This window comes from Bombilactobacillus sp. ESL1097 (assembly GCF_058107205.1).
In genome coordinates, this window is the sequence record NZ_JBYLUB010000003.1 from 109,668 (window position 1) to 133,758 (window position 24,091).

The 24,091-nt window shown below is 37.0% G+C and carries 20 protein-coding genes and 2 pseudogenes; 1 reads left to right on the top strand and 21 read right to left on the bottom strand.

The genetic code is table 11. From position 1 onward, the window contains the following. Nucleotides 1–65 precede the first annotated feature (65 nt). The 6 genes from AC3B6D_RS08240 to parE all read right to left on the bottom strand — a co-directional run bounded on the left by AC3B6D_RS08240 (nucleotide 66) and on the right by parE (nucleotide 8,815). Nucleotides 66–980, bottom strand: coding sequence for an ROK family protein (locus AC3B6D_RS08240; RefSeq protein WP_489775406.1), 915 nt, complete (start codon nucleotides 978–980; stop codon nucleotides 66–68). 9 nt (nucleotides 981–989) lie between these two features. Next, a complete protein-coding gene (locus AC3B6D_RS08245) occupies nucleotides 990–2,216 on the bottom strand; it encodes an ArgE/DapE family deacylase (RefSeq protein WP_489769767.1) in 1,227 nt (408 codons plus the stop codon). Nucleotides 2,217–2,339: 123 nt separating this feature from the next. Beyond that, nucleotides 2,340–3,269, bottom strand: a complete 930-nt coding sequence (locus AC3B6D_RS08250) for a manganese-dependent inorganic pyrophosphatase (protein WP_489769766.1) — start codon at nucleotides 3,267–3,269, stop codon at nucleotides 2,340–2,342. A gap of 98 nt (nucleotides 3,270–3,367) precedes the next feature. Next, nucleotides 3,368–4,336, bottom strand: coding sequence for a LysR family transcriptional regulator (locus AC3B6D_RS08255; protein ID WP_489757951.1), 969 nt, complete (start codon nucleotides 4,334–4,336; stop codon nucleotides 3,368–3,370). Between the two features lie 13 nt (nucleotides 4,337–4,349). Then, the gene (gene parC, locus AC3B6D_RS08260; protein ID WP_489775407.1) at nucleotides 4,350–6,812 is read right to left on the bottom strand and encodes a DNA topoisomerase IV subunit A; all 2,463 of its coding nucleotides are present in this window, start codon (nucleotides 6,810–6,812) and stop codon (nucleotides 4,350–4,352) included. 5 nt (nucleotides 6,813–6,817) lie between these two features. Next, nucleotides 6,818–8,815, bottom strand: a complete 1,998-nt coding sequence (gene parE / locus AC3B6D_RS08265) for a DNA topoisomerase IV subunit B (protein WP_489775408.1) — start codon at nucleotides 8,813–8,815, stop codon at nucleotides 6,818–6,820. A gap of 263 nt (nucleotides 8,816–9,078) precedes the next feature. Here parE and plsY point away from each other — a divergent pair, with 263 nt between their 5' ends. Further along, nucleotides 9,079–9,714: a glycerol-3-phosphate 1-O-acyltransferase PlsY gene (plsY, locus tag AC3B6D_RS08270; protein WP_489775409.1), complete on the top strand. Its 636-nt coding sequence runs from the start codon at nucleotides 9,079–9,081 to the stop codon at nucleotides 9,712–9,714. A 208-nt stretch (nucleotides 9,715–9,922) separates the two neighbouring features. On the opposite strand, the gene AC3B6D_RS08275 is transcribed toward plsY, so the two are convergent. The 15 genes and pseudogenes from AC3B6D_RS08275 to AC3B6D_RS08345 form a co-directional block, all read right to left on the bottom strand. Further along, nucleotides 9,923–10,612, bottom strand: coding sequence for a methionine ABC transporter permease (locus AC3B6D_RS08275; protein ID WP_489757947.1), 690 nt, complete (start codon nucleotides 10,610–10,612; stop codon nucleotides 9,923–9,925). Beyond that, nucleotides 10,612–11,673: a methionine ABC transporter ATP-binding protein gene (locus tag AC3B6D_RS08280; protein ID WP_489775410.1), complete on the bottom strand. Its 1,062-nt coding sequence runs from the start codon at nucleotides 11,671–11,673 to the stop codon at nucleotides 10,612–10,614. The genes AC3B6D_RS08275 and AC3B6D_RS08280 overlap by 1 nt, the downstream gene beginning before the upstream one ends. A gap of 7 nt (nucleotides 11,674–11,680) precedes the next feature. Next, nucleotides 11,681–13,009, bottom strand: coding sequence for a M20/M25/M40 family metallo-hydrolase (locus AC3B6D_RS08285; RefSeq protein WP_489775411.1), 1,329 nt, complete (start codon nucleotides 13,007–13,009; stop codon nucleotides 11,681–11,683). A gap of 28 nt (nucleotides 13,010–13,037) precedes the next feature. Next, on the bottom strand, nucleotides 13,038–13,865 hold the full coding sequence (locus AC3B6D_RS08290; protein WP_489757944.1) for a MetQ/NlpA family ABC transporter substrate-binding protein: 828 nt from the start codon (nucleotides 13,863–13,865) through the stop codon (nucleotides 13,038–13,040). Between the two features lie 455 nt (nucleotides 13,866–14,320). Then, nucleotides 14,321–14,962, bottom strand: coding sequence for a TetR/AcrR family transcriptional regulator (locus tag AC3B6D_RS08295; protein ID WP_489769859.1), 642 nt, complete (start codon nucleotides 14,960–14,962; stop codon nucleotides 14,321–14,323). Nucleotides 14,963–15,029: 67 nt separating this feature from the next. Further along, nucleotides 15,030–16,845: pseudogene (locus tag AC3B6D_RS08300) on the bottom strand (MFS transporter). Then, nucleotides 16,845–17,795, bottom strand: a complete 951-nt coding sequence (locus tag AC3B6D_RS08305; protein ID WP_489775412.1) for an ABC transporter permease — start codon at nucleotides 17,793–17,795, stop codon at nucleotides 16,845–16,847. Before AC3B6D_RS08305 ends, AC3B6D_RS08300 begins: the two are co-directional and overlap by 1 nt. A 4-nt stretch (nucleotides 17,796–17,799) precedes the next feature. After that, nucleotides 17,800–18,540 carry an ABC transporter permease gene (locus tag AC3B6D_RS08310; RefSeq protein ID WP_489769759.1) on the bottom strand — a complete coding sequence of 247 codons (741 nt, stop codon included), beginning with the start codon at nucleotides 18,538–18,540 and terminating at the stop codon, nucleotides 17,800–17,802. Nucleotides 18,541–18,628: 88 nt separating this feature from the next. Further along, a pseudogene (locus tag AC3B6D_RS08315) lies at nucleotides 18,629–19,303 on the bottom strand (ABC transporter ATP-binding protein); the annotation flags it as partial. Nucleotides 19,304–19,487: 184 nt separating this feature from the next. Continuing rightward, complete coding sequence (locus AC3B6D_RS08320; RefSeq protein WP_489769757.1) at nucleotides 19,488–20,504, bottom strand: choloylglycine hydrolase family protein; 1,017 nt, start codon at nucleotides 20,502–20,504, stop codon at nucleotides 19,488–19,490. A 190-nt stretch (nucleotides 20,505–20,694) separates the two neighbouring features. After that, nucleotides 20,695–21,525, bottom strand: a complete 831-nt coding sequence (locus tag AC3B6D_RS08325; RefSeq protein ID WP_489769756.1) for an exodeoxyribonuclease III — start codon at nucleotides 21,523–21,525, stop codon at nucleotides 20,695–20,697. Nucleotides 21,526–21,663: 138 nt separating this feature from the next. After that, on the bottom strand, nucleotides 21,664–22,029 hold the full coding sequence (locus tag AC3B6D_RS08330) for a hypothetical protein (protein ID WP_489775413.1): 366 nt from the start codon (nucleotides 22,027–22,029) through the stop codon (nucleotides 21,664–21,666). Between the two features lie 190 nt (nucleotides 22,030–22,219). Further along, on the bottom strand, nucleotides 22,220–22,897 hold the full coding sequence (locus tag AC3B6D_RS08335; RefSeq protein ID WP_489775414.1) for a type 1 glutamine amidotransferase: 678 nt from the start codon (nucleotides 22,895–22,897) through the stop codon (nucleotides 22,220–22,222). Nucleotides 22,898–22,963: 66 nt separating this feature from the next. Next, nucleotides 22,964–23,635: a hypothetical protein gene (locus tag AC3B6D_RS08340; RefSeq protein WP_489775415.1), complete on the bottom strand. Its 672-nt coding sequence runs from the start codon at nucleotides 23,633–23,635 to the stop codon at nucleotides 22,964–22,966. Continuing rightward, entirely contained in the window at nucleotides 23,628–24,071 is a 444-nt protein-coding gene (locus AC3B6D_RS08345) for a RusA family crossover junction endodeoxyribonuclease (protein ID WP_489769752.1), read from the bottom strand. Before AC3B6D_RS08345 ends, AC3B6D_RS08340 begins: the two co-directional genes overlap by 8 nt. Between the last annotated feature and the right edge of the window lie 20 nt (nucleotides 24,072–24,091).

Genomic DNA, 24,091 nt, shown 5'->3' on the forward strand with positions numbered 1-24,091 from the left:
ATTTTGCCTCCAATATTATTCTTACAATTAATATATCTAACAATATTTTAAACAAAAAAACAAATTTAATGCTCAGAAACTTGTCCGGTGACCAATAATAAATGGTACAAAGCACCATATAAATTCGCATCGTTCTGCAATTTACTAGTCATTACTTCTGGCATTGCTAAAGTTTGCTCAATAATAGGTAATTGCGTCCGTAAATTTTGCAATTCTTGTTGAATAGTGGTGGTAACAAGCGGTTGTGCAGAAATTCCACCACCAATGACAAAGCGTTGCACATCAATAACAGCTTGCATATTTAACAAGAGTAGCGCTACATTTTGACAATATTGCCGAAAAATAGTTGTAGCTCTGGTATCTTGCGCCTGAATGGCAGCAAACACTTGCCGACCATCAGTTAAATCAGCTAAGCCTAATTGTTGTGCAATGGTCTTAATCATCAAAACTGCCGAACAATTCTTGCCGCTTAAATTGTCCAAAGTAGCGGTCTGGTTTTGTAACATAAAGCTGATTTCACCAGCTTGAAAATGCTGCCCATAAAAAAGTTGATGATTTAAAACTAAGCCACTCCCGATTCCGGAACCTAACACAATCGCTGCACCATTCGCTATGCCTTGTAAATTACCCAACCACATTTCTGCTAAAGCGGCGGCTTTCCCATCATTTTCGACAGTGATAACGACTCCCTCATCGACATGCAATAATTGTGGCAGTGATTGCTGATCTAAAAAGCTTAGTAAACCTCCACCACTAATTTGCTCCGAAGGATGTGCTACTTTGCCCGGTACACTGAAAGCCACGCCTTGATACTGACCTGCAAAACGATCCAATATAGATTGCAATTGCTGGATAAAAGCCTGCAAGTCAGTGGTCACGGTCGGAACGGTTGTTTGTTCGTGCAGCTGGCCTGTTAAATCAATCAAACCGGATTTGAGATTGGTACCGCCAACATCAATACTTAAAAAATGTTTTTTCATTATTATTATTTATCCAAAAAATTTTGTAAACAATTGTTTGTAAATTTCTACAAATTGTAAATACATGGTCTGTGAAACATATTCATTATCTTGATGCGGATTATCATTACCGGGACCAAACATGACGTAATTAGCACCTGTTGGATGATCAAACAATAGCTTCGAAGCATCCGTCCCGCCAGAAATACCAACGGGAATGATTTTATCAGTTGCCAATTCCAAATTCATTAATTGGCTAGCTTGCTGTTTCTGTGCTAAATCAGCAGCACTCACAGCCTCTTGGTAATATTTCTTTTCAAATGGTACTGCAACTTGTTGAATTAGCTTGATGATTTTTGCATCTGGATTGCCCAAAATAGGAATAATATCCATATTAACATCCATGGAAATTTGCCCCGTGGTAGCCTGATTGTAATCAGCAATGACAGTTTTAATGGCTGTCAAAATTTCTTGGTTGGCCAATTCGGGAATCGTTCGAATATTTAACACTGCATAAGCAGAGCCCGGAATAGCATTATCTTGGCTACCACCATGAATTACATCAATATTAAAGACCGTATCTCCGAGCACTTCATTATGCGCTGCGGCCATCAAAGGCTTAACCTTTTGTTCAATCTGTTGCAAGACATTAATTAAATGTTCCACAGCATTATTACCAAACTGAGGCATTGAACTATGAGCCGCTTTACCAATTGAATTTAAATGGATATCTAATTCACCCTTGCTAGCATAAGGAGCCATATAACCCGATGGTTCCGCTACTAATAGAGTATCAACATCTTTCATATATCCCTGTTCAAATAAAACTTGTGCTCCCTGTTGACCAACCTCTTCACCAGCCGTGGCTAGTAAACGAATCGTCCCATTAATTGGTGTAGCACTTTCTTTAAGTTCAATTAAAGCAATCACCAAGGCTGCTAAACCAGCTTTCATATCAGTTGCACCCCGGCCGTACAACTTATCGCCTTTAGCAGTTAATTTAAATGGATCCGTCTGCCAATTATCTAATTCCACATCTACAACATCCATATGTCCAGTGATCGCTAAAACTGGCTTGCCGGAACCAATTTCAGCTACCAAGTTAGCCCGATCGCCAGCAACAGGAACCAATTGGCTGTCAATACCAGCTTTAGTTAATAATGATTGCAAATATTGAGCAACTTGCTTTTCGTGATCATTAACCGATTTAAAACTGATTAATTTTTCTAAAATAGCTAGTTTTTGTGTTTGATCCATAATAATTCCCCTTTAATCAAGATTGGCTTAATTATAACAAAGTTCAACGTAATTCGAATATTTTGGTTCAAAAAAAGAAGATTCGACAATTAACTTGTCTCCTCTTTCTTATTATGGCGTACTTTAAAATTGTTGTTGTAATGGCGGAACAATTTGCTTTTTCCGTGAAACAACTCCTGGTAAATGCATCTTACCTTGAGTTAACTTCTGATTAAAAGCAGCTTCTACTTTCGGCATTAGGGTTGTATCACCATTCACAATTAGCGTTGTATCACTATTTAAAACATTAGTAATGGCCAATAGAAATAGTGCATAACCATTTGCTTGACAACTAGTAGCCATGGCTTCATCAAACTCACTTTGCCGGGCCACTGCTTCTTCCATATCAACTACATTAACTTGCGCAATCCGAATAGCTTGACCACCCATTTCAAAGCTCTTAGCGTCAGCGTCAATTAATTCAGCTGCTGATTTATCCGCAATATTAGCTCCGGCCTTTAGCATTGTGATCCCATAAGTATGGTAATCCTCATGGGCTAACTGTGCTAAATCTTCAATTGCTTGCCGATCAGTATCAGTCGTAGTCGGTGAATTTAGCAACAAAGTGTCAGAGATAATAGCCGACATCATCAAACCAGCAATTTTTGCCGGAATTTCTACTCCCGCTTCATGATACATTTTCCATAAAATCGTATTCGTCGAACCTAATGGCTCGCCCCGATAATACAAGGGACCTGCTGTTTCAAAGTTAGCGATCCGATGATGGTCAACTACATGCGTCACTGTTACCTGGTCGATGTCACTAACGCTTTGTTGGGCTTCATTATGATCGACCAACATTACGCTTTCAACATCTGGTTTGGCTGTTGTGATCACTTTAGGTGCTGCTTGATCAAAATGAGCTAACACATATTTTGTTTCGTCATTCGGTTCGCCCAAAGCCACGGCTTGCGTATCTAAACCTAACTTATTTTGTAAATATGAATAAGAAATTGCTGCTGCAATTGCATCAGTATCTGGATTTTGGTGTCCAAAAATATATTCTTTTGCCACAATATCCCCTCCAAAATGGATTTAATTATCTTTATTATAATACGTAATTACCGCAATCAAACCTTTCTCACAAAATTTCTTAACAAAACAAAAAGGATTTATTTTTGCGCAGCGTCTTTTAACCGTTGCTCGTAGGTAACATCCGTCACATAATTATCCCAAGCTTTCAGGAAAGTTTCGATGCGTGGAATACTAGACTTTTCTTTACGATAAATAAAGTCTAATTCAAAATCAATTGCTGGTTCAATGTAATTTTTTTGTAACGTAATTTGGGCGTCATTAGCAATGACATAGCTTTCAGGAAAAGCTGCGTAAATCCCCTTTTGCTGTGCAAAATGTAAAATTTGATCTGGTGAAGAAAAACGTGCAATACAATGAGGCGGATCAACCAACTGATTCTTAAATTGTTCCCGCAATAATTCAGTTAAATAGTAATTGCTTGGATAACTCACCCATGACTTCACCGTGGTTTCCCTTAATTGTAAAATCCGGCCATCTTGCCATTGCGGATTATCATTGAGCAATACTAAATTTTCGCTCATAATTTTCTTGGTACTGTAAGGACGCCAATTTTTAATAGAATCATCTGGCAAATACATAATTGCCAAATCGATTTGGTTGTTTTCCAAACTGTCCCATAATTCTCGGCGTGTCAACAATAATGTCTCTAAAACAACATCTGGTTGTAAATCATTATAACGAATAATAAAATCTTCAATCACACTATCTTCAATCGTTGACAATAAACCAATTTTAATCGAACCGGTCGATGATAAGGTGGACTTTTGAATCTTATCAATTGCCGTTATCATTGTTCCATAAACTTCTTGGACTGATTTGAGTAAAATTCGTCCGGCATCAGTTAAATGAATTTGTTTGCCAACTGAATAAAATAAAGGCGTCCCAATGTTCCGCTCAATTTTCTTAATTTGTTGAGTTAAAGCTGGTTGGGTTATTCCTAGAGACCGTGCGGTCTTCGTATAATTCAGATTATCTGCTAACTTAGCAAAATAACTTAATGATTTAGAAGTAAATACCCGTGTAAAATCATCATTGCTAACAGTCATAAATCTACCTCACTTAGTCTTCATCAGCAAGCTGCTGTTGAATTATCTTTTTTGTTTTTATTATCGGTCCATTCTTTTCAACGTCAATTACAAATGAACCATTAGAATAACGATCAACTTTTGTAAAATCAGCTAATTTAAGTTGGTTCCAATAATGATTTTTAGTTTCAACTTCTAATATATCATTTTTAGCAAATAAAGAAACAAATTTTATGAAATGTGGACTTTTTTTTAATTTTCGTAAAACTAATACGCCTCTGCGGTCACGATTTGCCACAGGAATTTCGGTTAATTTCATTCTTTTAAAGGCACCCCGTTGCGTCAAAATGCCCACATCAAGCTGTTCCAATTCACTTTCAGCGTAAATTTCACAATTGACTACCACTTCATTAGCTTTGAGCTTGATTAATTTCACTCCGGCAGCTTTAGCTTTCACCACTGGAACTTCGGTCAAAGAAAAACGTAAGGCATACGCACTGTTAGTCCAACAGACCACTCCTGTAGCTACTGATTGGACCTGATAAATAACATTAACCACTTGACTAGTCGTTGCATGCAACTTAATGGCCGTCAGTGGCTTGGTGCGATAAGTGCGACCAGGTAAAAGATCTTGAAAGTTAACTTGCTTAATATAGCTATCATTAGTTGCTAGAATAAAGTTACCCGTTTGCTTTAGATCGGTAAAAATAAAAGCCCGTAAAATAATTTCATCTTTTTGTAAAGTAAAAGTTTGCGATAAATGTTGACCAGTTTCTTTCCAACGCACATCGTCCAATTCATGAATCGGCCGATAAATTAAATTACCATAATTAGTAAATAAAAACAGATGATCAAGCGTTGAAGCTTCTTGATCTAAAACTATTACATCATCTTTTTGTAAACCATTATCAGTTAATTTTGAAGCTTGGTAGGAACGCAAACTACTACGTTTTAAATAACCTTGTTCGCTCACTAAAACCCGCACTGTTTCATTACCAACCATGACCCGGCGATCAATCTTCAATTCTTGGACTTGAGCTTGAATTTCCGTTAAACGTGGCGTCGCAAATTCTCGCTTGGTTTCTTCTAATTCCGTTTTAATGACGTGCAGTAAAGCCTGCGGCTGTTGAATAATTTCTTGAAATTGCGCAATCTTTGCTTGTAAATCAGCTTGCTCTTTTTGTAAAGATGAAACATCAGTATTAGTTAGACGATACAACTGTAAAGCCACAATCGCACTGGCTTGTTGCTCACTAAAATCATAAGCCGCCATTAAATTTTGTTGCGCATCATGTTTATTTTTACTGGCACGAATGGTCTGAATTACTTGATCTAAAATCGACAAGGCTTTAATTAAGCCATCAACAATATGCAAACGCCGTTGTGCTTTTTGTAAATCAAATTGCGTCCGCCGCAGTACAACTTCTTGTTGATGTTGAACATAAGCTTTTAAAATTGGTAATAGACCTAACTGCTGTGGTCGCATTTGTGAAATAGCCACCATATTAAAATTATAAGTGACTTGTAAATCCGTATTTTTATATAAATAATTTAAAACACCCTGACCGTCCACATCACGTTTTAATTCAATGACAATGGATAAACCGTGTCGGTCAGACTCATCACGCACTTCAGCAATCCCGTCAATTTTTTTGAGCAAGCGCACTTCATCAATTTTTTTAACTAACTGCGCTTTATTAACTTCATACGGAATCTGGGTGACCACAATTTGACTACGATGGCCGTTTAAGGCTTCAATTTTTGTTTTGGAACGCAAAACCACGCGCCCCCGACCGGTTTCATAAGCCTGTTTAATACCATCGACTCCTTGTAAAATGCCGCCAGTGGGAAAATCTGGACCTTTTACATATTGCATGGCCTGTTCCAAGGTTAAAGCCGGATTATCAATTAAAGCAATCGTGGCATCAATTACTTCGCCCAAATTGTGTGGCGGAATTTCCGTGGCATAACCTGCCGAAATCCCAGTGGCTCCATTAACTAAAAGATTGGGGAATCGCGCTGGTAAAACCGTGGGTTCTTCTTGCGTATCGTCGAAGTTTAAAACCATATCAACAGTGTCTTTATCAATGTCTTGTAACATTTTTTGCGCAATTTTACTCAAACGCGCTTCAGTATAACGCATCGCTGCGGGAGGATCACCATCCATTGAACCGTTATTACCGTGCATTTCAATCAATGGTGCCCGCAATTTCCAGTTTTGGCTGAGCCGCACTAGGGCTTCATAAATGGAACTATCGCCGTGCGGATGAAAATTCCCCATAACATTACCAACCGATTTGGCCGATTTTTTAAAGGCTTTATCATAGGTATTATTATCAATATTCATCGCGTATAAAATACGCCGCTGGACAGGCTTTAAACCATCACGCACATCTGGTAAAGCTCGTTCTTGAATAATATATTTCGAATAACGCCCGAAGCGATCACCCATAATTTCTTCTAAGGATAGTTCTTGAATTCGTGAATCTTTACTCAATTTGTTCACTCACCTTGCTTATGATTTAACTGCTTTTTCAAATCAGTCGTTGCAATTGCTGCTTGATTGGTGGAATCAATTAAACTCACATCATCTTCTAGATTAAATTTGACATTATTTTCAATCCATTGTCGTCTAGGAGCAACTTTATCCCCCATTAACGTGGTCACGCGCCGTTCGGCTAAGGCGGCATCATCAATCCGAACGCGCACTAATGTCCGGTTTTCTGGATCCATCGTAGTTTCCCACAACTGATCTGCATTCATCTCACCCAAACCTTTAAAGCGTTGTAAACTGTAGCCAGTACCAAACTGAGCAATACCTGCACGTAATTGCTCTTCTGTCCAAGCATATTCAATTTGTGTTTTAGCACCACGGCCTTTTTGTAACTTATACAGTGGCGGCAAAGCAATGTAAACTCGACCGGCTTCAATTAAAGGACGCATGTAGCGATAAAAGAACGTCAACAATAAAATTTGAATATGGGCACCATCAGTATCCGCATCAGTCATGATAATAATTTTGTCATAATTACTATCGGCTAAATTAAATTCCGGACCTACTCCCGCACCAATCGTATAAATCATTGTGTTAATTTCTTCGTTCTTAAAAATATCATCCAACTTGGCTTTTTGCGTATTTAACACTTTACCCCGTAATGGTAAGATGGCCTGAAACTTTCGATCACGGCCCTGTTTAGCAGAACCCCCAGCAGAATCTCCTTCGACTAAATAGAGTTCATTCTTTTGCGGATTGCGAGATTGTGCGGGTGTCAATTTACCAGATAGTAAACCTTGATCTTTTTTCTTCTTTTTGCCCCGACTATTTTCTCGGGCTTTGCGGGCAGCCTCGCGGGCTTGCCGTGCCTTTAAAGCTTTTTTGACTAAAGTTTGACCAAAATCCCCATTTTCCAGTAAATAATATGTCATTTTTTCATAAATGAGATTATCTACGGCACTTCGTGCTTCCGGAGTCCCTAATTTACCTTTAGTCTGTCCTTCAAATTGTAACAAGTTTTCAGGAATACGGACAGACAAAACTGCACTCAGACCTTCGCGCACATCTGAACCTTCTAAATTCTTATCACTCTCTTTGAGTAATCCAACTTTTCGAGCATATTCATTAAAAGCTTTAGTTAAGCCCGATTTCATACCAGCTTCATGGCTACCACCATCACTGGTTCGAACATTATTGACAAATGATAAAATATTTTCTGAATAGCCATCATTATATTGACCGGCAAATTCGACTTCGATATCGTTTTTGGTATCTTCAAAGTAAAAAATATCTTTAATAACATCTTTACCTTCATTGAGGTATTTAACAAATGACTGAATCCCATCCGCATAACAATATTCTTCTTGGCGAATTGGTTGGACACGTTGATCAATCAACGTAATTTTGACACCTTTTAACAAAAAAGCTGATTCGCGTAATCGTTCTGCCAAAGTATCAAAGTTAAATTTAGTCGTTTGAAAAATAGTGGCGTCCGGTAAAAAGGAAATTGTAGTTCCACTAGCTTGTTTGACATGACCCACTTTTTTCAAAGTACCAACGGGCTGACCGCCATTTTCAAACCGCTCTTCATAAGCCTCGTGTTCACGAACAACACGGACCTGCAACCATTGAGATAAAGCATTAACTACTGACGAACCAACACCATGCAAACCACCAGAAGTCTTATAACTATTATCAGAAAATTTACCACCCGCGTGTAAGACGGTTAAAATTACTTCAATGGTGGGAATCCCTGACTCATGCATTCCAGTGGGCATCCCCCGACCAAAATCCGCCACCGTTACCGAACCGTCTTGGTTCAACGTCACATTAATTTCTTGACCAAAACCGGCTAAGGCTTCATCCACTGCGTTGTCCACAATTTCATACACCAAATGATGTAATCCTCGAGCATCAGTCGAACCAATATACATGCCCGGTCTTTTGCGGACAGCTTGTAAACCATGTAAAATTTGAATCGATGAATCATCATAATTATTCGTCATAAAATCCTACTTTCAAAAAAGAACAGAATATTTTATTAGTTTGTATTAAAATAGACAAGACCGAGATAAAATCTTGTACGATTAAACCTAATATTATTTCATAGAGTGTGTTTGTAACTACGCTAAATTCTTCAGGACAACCGGGGATAGGCATAATGCATGCAGACTTTGTGCTATTCAGTAACCGCTAGTACTAGGTTACTCAATTAATCAACAGCTTTTATTTCGGCATTATTATTCATTATCCAACGGAGGTTTTACACTTGTTCTTAAAGGTCATAATCTGTTTTATTTTAGCATATTTAGTGGGCTCATTTCCGTCAGCTTATGTGCTAGGAAAAGTTTTTTTTCATCAAGATATTAGAGACAGCGGTAGTGGTAATATCGGTACTACCAATACGTTTCGGGTCTTTGGCGTCTTGCCAGGAATTACCGTTCTAGTATTAGACATTTTCAAAGGCACACTGGGAGCCAGTTTACCTGTCTTCTTTCAGGTTCCTGGTAAACAATGGATGATTGTCGTGGGCTTAGCTGCAGTTATCGGACACTGCTATTCTATTTTTATGCATTTTACTGGCGGTAAAGCAGTCGCTACAGCTTCAGGCATTTTACTAGCTTATAACCCACCCTTATTCGGCGTAGCTTTTAGTTTATTCGCCATTATCGTCTTAATAAGTAGTACTGTCAGTTTAGCCAGTTTGATTTCTCTACCCGTCTTAACCATTTTAATTTGGCGCACCCATGACCCTTATTTCTTATTTGCAGCTGTTTTAGTGACCATCGTCGTCTACGTGCGGCACTGGCCGAATATTAAACGGCTCATGCATCATGATGAAAATCTCGTCCACATCGGCTTAGTTTATTATTTACAAAAGCACCAGCAAAAAAAGACCAGATAAAATTCAGCAAAATATATTTTAACCAAAATTTGCGTTAATTCAATCTTTATTTTTGTTCGAACACATGTTCGTGCAAGGATATTATATCATATTTTAGATTTTGGCTACACTCTAAAAGAAGAACTTAAAGTTAATTCAACCTTAAGTCCTTCTTTTTTAATTACACTAATTATTATTAAAAATATAAAATTACTGGGGATCCTCAACATTAATGTTGGAGTTTTCGGGTAAAGTAATCACCAATCGCTTGGACGATAAATACTAAAATTAAAATCAAAACTAAAGAAACTAACGTCACATCATTTTGAAAACGTTGATAGCCAACAGCAATGGCCATATTACCTAAACCACCACCGCCAATAGCACCCGCCATCGCTGTTAAGCCAATTAAACTAATCATGGTTAAGGTGGCCGAACGAATCAACTCGGGTAAACCTTCTTTTAAATAAACCCGGTAAATAATTTCCCAAGGTGAACTGCCCATCGCTTGTGCCGCTTCAATAACTCCCGGATCAACATCAACCAACGCTAATTGAACTTGACGAGCAAAAAAAGGAGACGTACCGACAATTAAGGGCACTAAAGCACCTGTTGGGCCAATGGTTTGCCCAACGATTAATTTTGTGAACGGTCCAATCACTGCTAATAGAACTACAAAGGGAATCGAACGGAACAAATTAACTAACTTATCTAAACAGTAATAAAATTTTTTATGCGGTAAAATTCCATTGTCAGCAGTCACAACTAACGTTAAGCCTAATATTAAACCAAAGACGCCGGAAAACACGGCACTAATAAAAGTCATATATAAAGTTTGATAGATTGCAACAACAAAGCCATTATCGCCTGACCAGTTAGCGACCACATTGGGTAACCAGGTTTGTAAAAATGCATGCATTATTGTTCCTCCTCCTTGGGCAAGGTAATGGTTTTAACCGTGACCTGCAATTGTTTTAAATACGCTAAAGCGGCAGCAATATCGGCTGCTGAACCATTCAACTCTAAGAGCATAATTCCCACAGTGGTTCCCTGCAATTGTTCAATATTGCTAAACAAGATATTAGCTTCCACACCAAAGCGCTTATAAAGCTCAACGACAATCGGATCATTCGTTACTTCACCAAAATAATCTAATTCAATCAAGGAATTGGTTGAAGCTTTAAGTAGCCGTTGACTTTGAATTTCCTGGAGTACGGGGCCTAATTGCGTTGCTGAATTGACAAACTTCTGTGTTAAAGGCTGTTGTGGCCGCCCAAAAATCTGTAACACGCTTCCCTGCTCAATCAATTCTCCTTGATCCATGACAGCGACATGATTACAAATTTGTTTGATAGCTTCCATTTCGTGCGTAATCACCACAATCGTAATCTTGAGTTTTTGATTTAACGATTTTAATAAATTTAAAATTTCAGTCGTAGTTTCCGGATCTAAAGCACTCGTTGCTTCATCCGAAATTAAAATTTGGGGATCGTTCGCTAAAGCGCGGGCAATCGCTACTCGCTGCTTTTGACCACCAGACAATTGCGCGGGATAAGCGCTCGCTTTGTCTGCTAATCCAACTAATTCTAACAACTGATTAACTTTAGTTTGCCGTTCTTGTTTGGTCGCCTTAGTGTTCAGTAATGGAAATTCCACATTGCCAAACACCGTTCTGGAAGCCATCAAGTTAAAATGTTGAAAAATCATGCCAATTTTTTGACGTGCTAGGCGTAAAGCTTTCGGTTTATAACTCAAAAGATCATGCCCATTCACAAAAACTTCACCGCCAGTCGGTCGCTGCAATAAATTAATCACACGGACTAACGTACTTTTACCTGCACCGGAGTAGCCCATAATGCCAAACACATCACCACGTTCAACTTCTAAAGAAACGTGTTTCACAGCTTGAATGGTTTGTTCTTTGTTCTGAAATGTCACAGAAATATCTTTTAATTTAATAATTGGGGTTTGCTCGTCCATAATTGTCCTACAACTTGTCTAAAAATTGATTAAAAAATTCAATAAACTGTAAATAATCGGCAATCCGAATATTCTCATTAGGAGCATGAGGCCTCGAATGACTATAACCGACTCCACAATCAATAATCGGCGCCTGCGTGTAATGATTAATTAGATACATGGGCCCAGTACCGGCACTAGAAGGTAAGGCCGTCACTTGATTTTCACCATAAACCGCTTTGGCGGTGGCAAGCAACTGTTCCACTAATGGATTTTGTAAATCCCAACGATAACCGCGTTCTCCCAAAAGATAAGTGACTGCAATATCTGCAAAGCCTTGTTCTTTCAGATAAGCGCTCAATTGCTGAAAGATTCGTTGAGGATCTTGGTTCGGCACCAAGCGAAATTCTAACTTAGCTTGGGCCGTGGAGGGCGTTACCGTTTTAACACCTTGGCCTTGCCACCCACTTTTGAAACCTTCAATATTAATGGTCGGTGCAAAAGTTAAATTATAATTAACGCTCGGATTTTTTAACAAGGGTAATTTTAAATCCCATTTCTGAGCAAGATCAGGAGTTGGTGCTTGGGCCACTAATTCTTGTTCCACTGCACTGGGAGCCACAACATCATCATAAAAGCCTGGCACTTTGATTGTCCCATCAGCTGCCCGTAAAGCATTTAAAGCAGCCACCAAGCGCCACGTGGCACTATCAGCCACAGCAGCTAATGATGAATGTAAATCACTAGCCGCGGAGTTAGCCGTTAATTCAAAACACAAAACTCCTTTGTTACCACCCTCAATACTAAACTGCTCATGATCATTCTTACTACCGGATTCCCATAAAACCAGATCCGCCGCTAATAAATCATGATACTTGTCTAAATAAGCAGCTAAATGTTCACTGGCAACTTCCTCTTCACCTTCCACTAAAAACTTAACATTGCACGGCCAATCACCATTTTCTTGGCGATACAACTTTAATGCAGTAATGCGGCTGATCAAATCACCTTTACAATCGGCTACACCACGGCCAAATAGTTGTTGATCAGTAATTTTTAATTCAAAAGGATCAGATTGCCATAATTCTAGCGGTTCCTCCGGTTGAACATCGTAGTGATTGTAAATTAAGATAGTCGTAGAACTCGGTTTTTGAGGCGTAATCTGGGCAAAAACTAATGGTGCTGGATAATCAGTCAACACTTGCACTTGAGCTGATAATTGTTCTTCAAATAATTTTTTTAAAAAATTGGCTGTTTGCACTTGAGCCTGTTTTTTCGCAGAAACTGACGGTAACGCTATATAATCAGCTAACTGTTGCAATGAATCTTGAATCAATTGGTCTTGTAATTGCACCATAAAAATCGTCCTTTCTCATCTGATGATTTTAAAATTTAACTTTCCAAGCAGCAACAGCATTCGGACCATAAACCTTATGAACTTCTTTTAAGACTGCTTCACTTTGATAAGCTTTCACAATTTTTTGATACGTAGCATTATGCCGATCTTTCTTATTAGCAACAATCACGTTAATCCATGGCCGTGACTGTTTCGAAACTTTTTCCCGATAAATCAATTTCTTTTGACTCAATTTGGCGGCACTAGCCACATTACCATTGACTACCGCAATATCAACATCACTTAATGAATGCGCCGTCTGAGCAGCATCTAAAATTTGAAACTTCAAATGATGCGCATTGCTTACTACATTTTTGGTCGATGGCAACTGTGAACCGGTCGTTTTTAATTTAATCAATCCAGCAGCCTCTAGTAATTGCAAAGCCCGAGCTTCATTAGAACTATCATTGGGAATAGCGACTTTGGCACCGTCACTTAATTGACTCAATTTGGTTAACTTATTTGAGTAAATAGCCATTGGCTGAATCATCGTTTTACCAATTGCTACTAAATCACTATGATGCGCTTTATTCCAATTCTTTAAAAAATATTGATGTTGAAATGCATTAATATTTAATTCATTTTGTAATAAGGCCGTATTGGGCTGATTATAATCCGAAAATTCCACAATTTTTAAATTAATATTATCCTTTTTTACTTTTTTCTGAACAATCTTCCAAATTGGTGTATCGGCGTTATTAATTCCAACTTTGACAGTTTGTTCCTTGCTTTGTTGGCCACAACCAGCTACCAAGAAGAATAACGCTGCCACACCGCTCACTAATAAATACTTAATAATTTTTTGCCATTTTTTCATCATCAACACCCCATTAATTTTAATTTGAATTATAAAAACAAATAAAAAAAGTCGCTTCTCAAATCTCCTTACGAAGATTTATTAGAAGCGACTTTCGCCACGGTACCATTCTATTTTGGGTATGCAAAGATACTCAACTCAACAACATACAAAACATCTATATGCGTGTACAATAAAGAGTACCAACCATTGCCACCTTATTCCAAAAGAACTCAGTGCACCAATCACGGGTCATTTTCATTAGCTAACGGGCTTCCTTCTCAACTACTGGAAGTTTCTGTACGCGTTAGAACTAATTACTTCCCCCGATCAACTTGTTTTTATATTCATTGGTAGAATCATATAATTATTTTAATTAAATGTCAACTAAAAAATTAAAAAAGATTAATAGTCATTACAGTTATTAATTGATAAAGCTTAAACATTATCGTTAACCTTAAATAACTAAACAAGCTTTATTTCCAACCTTTTAAAATAGCCTGAATCCCCATCAAAAATTGATCATCTGCTGTCAATCGATGTTCATTTTCCTGCAGAGGTTGCATAAATTTCTTGAAGGCAACTGATTTGGTTTGAAACTTTTCTAATGCAGCCACATCAAGATTAGTATTTTCTTGACCAATGCATTCACCCCAAACAAAGCCTACTGTGTAAAAAGTCAATGAATTAATCAAAAAAACCGTCGTTGAATTAATTTGTAAGCCTGCTTTGACAAAATTAGTCAAAATTGGAACAACTAAGGCAAATTCTTTATCGGTTACAATTGGACTAGTTGAAATCAACGGTAAAATATTAGGATGTTGCGTTAATACTTTACGTAAATGCAACATTAAATCAGTCAGCTGATTTTGCCAGGTTAGCTTTTTATCCAATTTAACTTTCAAGACATCTTGCCAAATTTTCTCAACTAGATTATCAAACAAAACCTTTTGATTAGGGAAATAGCGATAAACTGCCATAGCAGATACTCCTAATTCAGTACCTAACTTACGCATTGTAAACTTTTCCAAACTTTCTCGATCAATCAATTCTAGAGCTACTTGCAAAATATATACGTCACTTAAAGTCTCTTTAGTTGGTCTTGTAACCACTTTAATTAGTTCCTTTCTTACAAACTAAATTAAAGCAAATATACCGCAAATAATTATTCTTAGCAAAGAAATCTTATCCTTTATTTCGGTCTGTCCACCAAGTAATTGGTGAACAAAGTAATACGATAATAGCATCTAATAAATAAGTTTTACTAAAGGCTTTAGTCAATTGGCGATTCTTTTGACGTTTGATATCTTTCATCACTAACTTCAATTCTTGTTTTTGGGCTAATAATTGCGTACCTGTTAACAATTTCTTCTGTGCATCAGCTAAGGAATTAACACCACTGGCTAATGGTTGAATAACTCCAGCATCCGGATTATTGGTTTTAGTTGCCAAAGTATTAACTTGCGTCAAACTAACGTTTAACCGCTTAGTCCCCTTAATCATTTGTTTTTGAGCTCGATATAATTGTCCCAGTGAACTATTCTGCTTTGGTATCGGCAAATTGCTTGTCTTTTTTGCTGCTTTAGCGACTTTCTTTTGAAGTCCTGTAGTGCTGGTTTTTATATTTTTGCCACTAGAATTAGTTTTAAAAACATTTCTAATTTCGTTTTTAGCCACCTCCTTAACTTGTGGTGACAAACGATGAGCTTGAATAATTTGTATCGAATTATCTTTAATATCATTTTTTGAATTCATGACATTATTATTCAAAACCGTCACTAACAAAGCGACCCCTAAACAAGTACCAATTTGGCGCATAGCATTTACAATTCCTGAACCTACACCAGTTTTTTCTTTTGGCAAGTATTTCACCGAGGCAACTAACGAAACTGAAGAAAAACCGAAACCATTCACAATCAAGAATACGATAATAATAGCGGTTGGTGTATTGGTTTTTACTAACGATAACAGCCCTAAGCTACAAGCTATGAGAATTAAACCCATAAATGTGATAATTTTAGCTCCCATTGCATCCAAGATCTTGGTACCTAAAGGCATCGCAACAACCACCGTTAAAGAAACAGGAATAATAATGATTGCAGCATGTAAAGGTGTGTAGTTCAAAACATCTTGCAAGAAGTAGTTAATGATTAACATTGGGCAAACCAATGAAAAACCAGTAACAAAGTAAACTAAACTAGAAGCTGTTAAAGTCTTTTCTTTTAGTAAGTTCAATTCCAACAAAGGCGAAGCAACTTTCTTTTCGATGAAATAAAAGACAAACAAAGCCAAAATACCTACTGCGATACAAGTAATAATGACTGGTGAAGTCCAACCATATTGGCGGCCTTCCAACATTCCAAAGACGATACCGCCTAAAGAAATGGACAAGGCCAGCATTCCTAGCCAATCAACACCACCAACTAAGGTTTCATCATAAGATTCACCAATAAATAAAATAATAATAATAAAAGCCAAAATTGCCAATGGAACATTAATACCAAATACCCAACGCCAAGAACTGTATTGTAAAATAATCCCCCCAATTGCCGGTCCTGCAGCAGCGGCTAGGGCAGTAATAGCGCCGACTACACTAGAAATTTTCGAAGTATTTTCTTTACCAAATATTTCGATACCCATCGGTAAAACGATCGGGGTAATAATTGCACCACCAATTCCTTGGAAAAAACGGAAAACAATCAAGGTCAGTAATGAAGGAGCAAACATACAAGCAGCTGAAAAGCTACCAAATAGTAATAGTCCAATCAACATGACCTTTTTGCGGCCATAGCGATCGGCTAATTTTGAACCGGTTATCATAAATACAGCTAAAGCTAAGGAAGGTATAAATGGTTGTCACCCAGCTAGTATTGTTTAAACTGGCCTTAAATTGGTTCATGATATTAGGTAAAGCAATGTTGATAATCGTACTATCCAGCGTTCCCATAAACATGGCAATTGTTAAGCCAATGAAACTAATAATTCGTTTTGCACCTGTCATTATTCTTCCATCCTCCTTTTTTGCATGCTAAAAGCAATTACCATAAACAAAACGCTATAAGCTAAGAGACATGCTGCTGCAGCAACCAAATGTTTACTGCCATCTAAATATTTACCTAAATCAGCAATATAATGCTGAGGAAAAAAATCTTGTATTACTGATTGGATAGAATATTTTTTAATAGTAAAAACAGCACCTGATAATAGTAATGTTATCGACGTAATCATTGTTCCTACGCTAAGTGCTCCCTCATTATTAGTAACTAAAGTAGCTAACATCAGGCCAAATGAAGCAGCAAAAAGATTAATTAAACCATTGATTACAAATAGTGTTACTGATAATTTAATTTTAAATATAGGTAAGACAATGGCTAGACATACTGTACTTACCGCAAATAAGACTAAAAAAATAAAAAGCCAATTTTGTATGATATATGAAAAAATGGTTGTCCCACTTAAAAAAATGCGTTTATCCATTTGATCGCGATCATCAAAATAAAATTTAGTTAAAACTATCGCTAACATCATCGTGCTTAGACCCAAAATATTACATAAAATCTTGAAATTATGTGTGGTATGTTTGGCTTGTTTTCGAACTGCATTCCGGTTTAAAAAAGCATTAAGCTTAGCTTTTAATGTAGTATTACGAATTGTTGTCACATGATAATCACCGTTTTGATTTTTAGTGATATAAGCATCATATTTACCTAAAAGTAAATTTCGATAATAATCTTTATTCTTAGTTACCTTACTAAAATGAATCTTGTCAGTACTTGGATTAGATGACAGTACTTCAATTGCGCTGGGACCAACACCTATTTCAGCAGTTGGAGCTTTCATCTTCACAAAATAAGTTGAAGCTACTGTCATGACTAATAACACAAGAATCGTTAGCATGCCATAGCTTTTTTCATGCAAAAAACGTAAAAAATTATTTTTAAAAATTAGCATTCTATTACTCCTTAAACTTTTCTGGTCTATACAAACAATGAATGATTAATAAGAAGATACTTGAACAAATTAATAAAATTCCAATTGTACTAACTAACTGTCTTAAATCATGATCATAAATTAAACCAAAAAAACTATTCGTAACTTGAGCAATTGGTGACCAATTAGCTATCTGAGCAATCTTTTTACCAAAAATTGTCATTGGAAAAAATAGCCCCGATATAACTGCTAAAACATTAATTAAAATATTTAACAATTTTATTGCCAAATCTTCTTTTTTAACCAGTACACAAAATGCTCCTCCTAAGGTAATTGAAAAAATAACAAGTGCCAAATCCAATAACAATAAATACTTAATTTCTCGACCACCGAAGTTAACCAAACCTGTGATATTGAACAAAACTAGATAAACTGCCAAGATTAAATAAGAAACAGCAGTGGCAACAATTAGCTTAGATAGATAAACTTTACAGCGAGCAATTGGTGTGTAAATAATTCTCCGGTTTGCCAACTTGACCTGACTTCCAAATAACATTTCTGGCAAAATAATGACCGTTGCCATCGATAAATAAATTATCATTGTTACACCATAATAGTCATAAGCTGACAATACATCACCGCTAAACATACTATTACAGACAAAACCCATTAAAATTATTAATAACGGTGGATAAACAATCAGATAAACCATAATGGGCTTGTTATTAAGTAAACTTCTCAAATCCTGCAACATTATTGTTAACATTTTTTATTCCTTTCTAGTCTCGCAATTTTTTGCCCGTTAATTGCAAAAAAATATTTTCCAAACTTTGCGGATTCATTTCAGTGTCAGCATAATTGTGTAAAATATGCTGCAAAGTATCATTGAGTAAAACATTGCCACCATCCATGATCATAATGCGATCACAAAGTTGTTGGACTTCTTCCATATAGTGCGTAGTATAAATAATTGTTGCACCGGTAGCCCTCATCTCTTTAATGGCAGTCAAAATATGATTCCGCGATTGTGGATCAATACCAACTGTTGGTTCATCAAAAATGAGCAATTCGGGTTCATGGGCAATTGCACAAGCAATATTTAACCGCCGTTTCATTCCGCCAGAAAAGGTTTTCGGTTTATCAGCTTTTCGCTCCAGTAGTCCCACCTTAGTTAAGGCACTTAATACTTTTTTATCTAACAATTTTCTTTTAACACCATACAGCGATGCAAAAAATTTAACATTCTCATAAGCTGATAAATCCTCATAAATAGCAATTTCTTGCGGAACAATACCTAAACGTTTTTTGCTCTCTTTTGAACTTAAATTTTTGTTATCAAAATAAACAATTGAACCTTCATCTGCCTCCAGTAAAGTAGCAATAATATTAATAGTTGTACTTTTTCCTGCACCATTAGGACCTAGAAAACCTAAAATTTCTCCCTTTTTCACTGTAAAACTTAAATCAGTTAAAACCTTTTTATTGTTCTTATAAATCTTTGATATGTGACTTACTTGTAAAATATTCATTTTCTCTCCTTTTTGTTTACTTCGTAATCTTAATTTACATTGTAAACAATAATGCAGAAGAATCTATTTGTCAAATATTATTCGAATATTTTTATCGCGGAACATTAATCACTTACAAATAAATTTGTATACAAAAAAAGTGTCAATGAATACCTCATCAACACTCAATCTGTAATAATTATCACTATTTCGCGCGTACAGCTTTAAATTCATGATTAATTGGTAAATTAATCTTGTCTGTTAAATTAGTTGGTAAAGTAAATTGCGTTAACGTTGGTGTGTCTTCAGGTTGTAAATATAACGTTTGCCGTTTGACATCATAACCAATCCAATAACCGGTATAATCACTGTTCGTACTACCTTCATGAACGTGTTCAATCCCCTTAGGAATCATGACGGTTTTAAATAAATTGTATAACTGCGTAATTCCTTGCTCCGAAGTAAATGGATCTAAAAAGTTGGCCAAGTAAGTGCCCCGAACAAATCTAGAAGGTGCCGTATAATCACCAGGCAAGCCTAATAACCCTGAGCCACTTTCAATTTGATTAACTTGCAATTTATCTGATAATTTGTTTTGGCCCAAATTATGATTGGTTAATTGTAAATAATTTCGTAAATTATCTACATGCCACGAATATTCCGGACTATTGGTCATCACACCAATTCCATCATAAATCTTAAAAGCCCCGTTCTTCACAGGTTCCAAAATTACACTGGCGCCACTGGGGTCACTGAACGTGTAGTGCATCGGCACGGGACCAGTAATTCCAGTTTGAGCCTGTTCCCAAGCTGGATATTGACTTTGTAATAAGCCCACGGTTTGAAAAGCGGTTTTAATTTCCGCCACACTACCAAAGTGACTTAACACGTACGCCACAATTTCTTCACCAATTAACGGTTTAAGACCTCGTTGTTGCAAACTGGCAGCACTCGCCCAACTACACTCTTCTAAATATTGGGCATCACCGACTACCCCTGCACTATTCATGCCATCATAGAAGAATAATGAGTTATTCATGCTAATACCCATAAAAGCATAGTTACTAGCCCAAGTTTCCGTTAACCCTGTTAATTGGCTACCTTTTGGATAAGCGGTGATTTGTGAATTAACACTCGCTTTAAACGGATCAAACGTAAAATCCATCGTTCGGCCCCAAAAAACGTCACCGTTAGTTGCTTGAATACTAATATTGGTACACATATGATCATTCCCTTCTATTTTGTCGTTAGGTAGTAAATTGAACCTAACTTGCCTTTACATATAAGATACATTGTAACTCAATTTTTAAAATTTATAATCATTGGACCAAACAAAATTAAACCTTGCAATAGCTCCGACTATAAATGAATCTGGATAAAGTTGAACCAATAATTGCTGACCCAGCACCCGATTACAGACAAAAATCCGTTTTCATAGTCAATTCAATGGGGGCGTGGTCTTGCCGCTGTTTGGTATCAATCACTTGAAAATCAGCCAATTGATCATCTAATTGTTGTGAGGTCAAATAATAATCAATGCGCCAGCCGGAATTATTAATCTTCGAAGTTTTGGACATTTGTGCCCACCATGTATAAACATCATGCACTTGGGGATTTAAATAGCGAAAAGTATCAGTAAAACCCGCAGCTAGTAATTCGCCAAATTTAGCACGCTCCTCATCAGTAAAACCCGCATGATGATGATTAGCTTGAGGATTTTTTAAATCAATTGCCTGATGGGCTACATTGTAATCACCAGAAGTAATGACTGGCTTTTGGCGCGCCAATTGTTGCAGATATTGACGATAATCATCATCCCAACTTTGGCGGTCGGCTAAACGAGCCAATTGACTGCCTGAATTTGGCGTATAAACGGTCGAAACAAAACTATGTTCAAACTCTAAGGTAATAATTCGTCCTTCTTGATCCATTTCCCCTGGAGCCCCAATTTGGGGATAATCAACTGCTATGGGTTGCTCTTTGCTCAGCATCATGGTACCCGCATAACTTACCCGCCCCGTGCTCGAACGCGTATAAATTTGATAATCTGGAAATAATTCTTGCAAAGCTCGCTTTTGTTTAGGCGTCAAACCCGTCGGCTTCAATTTAGTTTCTTGAATGGCCAACACAGTTGGTTGAATTGCTGCTAAATGTTGTAACACCTCCCAAGTCATTAAGCCACGTTTGGATTGATGCGTGACAGCTGCATTAATACTATCAATATTCCAAGAAATAAATTTCATAGGACACTCCTTTGGTCATCTTTGATTTAATTGTAGACCATTGAAGATTGAATAGACAATTTATTGTGAAGTTAACTAAAAAATGCTCAGCAATCTTTGGCGATTGCTTGAGCATCATTATGATCTTCTCAGTGTTTATTACTTACTAGGTATTTTGGCAATTAATTGTTTGACGTCCGTTAATTTTGTTTGATAATCAGTGTCTTGTTCCGCTGGTAAATTCTTAATGGCTCGTAGAATTTCTTGTCCTGACAACAAAACCTTTTCCGTGGTAGCATCATCATTACTGATAAAAGAAATTGTCAAAAACAATTCTAAATTTTTGGTAGCATCTTCTTCATGAGCCAGTGCCTGATTAGCTAAACGTCTAATCCCCAAACAAATATTGCGCCGTTTTCTTTTGGTATTTTTCCGATCAGTATAATATGGCAACAATAATGCCACACAGACAGCTAAAAATTCAGAAATAGCAGCTAACCACTCTGATATTGGTCCAATTTCCATAAGTTAGATCTCCCCACAAATAAAATTCATTAATAACATTAAGATAATTTTTCATCCAACAAGCACATTTAGTTCAACAATTAGTCAATGAAGCGGTTTTTTCTGAAAGTACTGATGGATTTGTCTGTAACTTAAAATTATTAATCGTTTTTTAGTATAAAACTTAATAATTCGATAAGCAAGACGAATTCTAGCTTGTCGGTGACTGCGTCAAATAATTTAAAATGCGATATAACGCTTGTCTATTAGCCGCAGGAACGGGCTGAGCCATAATCTCAGCTGCTGACTGTTTTAACACAGAGTCTGTTAAATAAGGATAATCATTAACCACTATTTCATGGACATTACTAGTCGTAGGCTCTAAATGAAACTGAAAACCCGCCACAAAATCTTGCCATAAAAAGCCTTGATTCGTTAAATGATGATTGGAAAATAACAATTGCGATTTCGGTGGCAAGGTAAACATCTCTTCATGCCAATGTAATACGGATAATTGTGCGGGTAAGTTAGTGATGGCGGTACTTTGACGCCAAACATTCCCCCACCCCACTTCTTTGACAGGTGCTGTTAAGACAGAACCACCTAATACTTTAGCAATTTGCTGCGCACCAAAACAAATGCCTAACATCGGAACGCGCTTAGTAATTAAATCCGCAATCAATTGCCGCTCTTGTAAAATCCAAGGTAATTGATCATTAGGACTCATAGGCCCACCTAAAATAATCAATAAATCCGTCGTCTCAGCTGACGGCAAATGACCAAATTGATAGGGATGATAAATATAGACTTCATAGTGCTGCTCCGCTAACCAATCGGCAATCATGCCCGGCCCTTCATTAGGTGTATGCTGCAAAATATTAGCCCGCATAATAATCACTCTCCATAATTTAATACTGCTTAATTCTCAATATATCACACTAGTGACAATGGACAATTACTGATGTTCACCGGCCCGATGTCCATGATAATTACGCGGATGACCACCAGCCTGAACATAATGCTGTTGATAATAATTCTTCAAAGCCGTAATTTGCTGCGAATAATTAGTCCACGCGTGTTGACACCCTGTATACTGAGCTTGATTAACCAAAACTCGCCGCAAACGTGTGAGCGCCTGGTAAACCGGTTTGACATATACTAAAACCTGGTAGCCTCGTTTAATATACAAATTACGTTGTCTAATCTGATGAATTTGTTTAATGATTGCTGTGCCATCAGGATATTTTGGAATAACTAATTGTTGTAAGCGCTGAATTAATATTACTAAATTAGGTTGAGAATGAACAAACGATTCCCGCATAACTTGTTTTAATAAGCGCTTTTGAGCTGCCACAGTCAGATTTTGATAATCACGATAATGATTAAACCCCCGCTTTTGCCAACGCTTAATCTTAGAATCAATAACTTTAAACTCGGCTGACGCCAATTGTTTAGATAACTTGGTCTGACATTGTCTTAGGTTTTTTTGAACCTGCCGCACTAATTGCTGTTCTAGTAATTGCTGTTCTTGGAGCCGTTGCAGTTGTTTTAAAAAGGGAACGAATAAAGGTTTTAACTGGCGGTAACCTGTCAACAAATGCAAAATTTTATCGTTATTATTAATCATCCTGTTCAATTCCTATTAATTTAATTTCCGTGCGCGGATAGAACTTTTCATTTAACTTTAACGCCTTAACGCCAACGATTCGGCTATCTCGCACCTTCAACCCCTTAAAAATGCTATCAAAAATTGCTTTTTGTAAATTATCAATATCCGGCGCCGTCTTCCGCATTAAACTCCGTACTTGCTTTTGATTTTTCGGAATAGCTAGGTAAAACATCACTTCTACCAAAATGCCATATGGAGCATTGACAACCTGTTCAAAGTCCTTATTATACAAATCGTGATCTTGCAGATATTGCTGCACGGTCTGCATATAATCAAAATAGTGACTCGGATAATAAGTAATTGTATGATGTTGACCATTACTAGTAATTTGTTTAAAACGTGGCCTCGGCGTTGCCATGGGTGGATAAGGGATAATTGCTTGCCATTCACTCATTTCTCTTTTCTAACCTCATA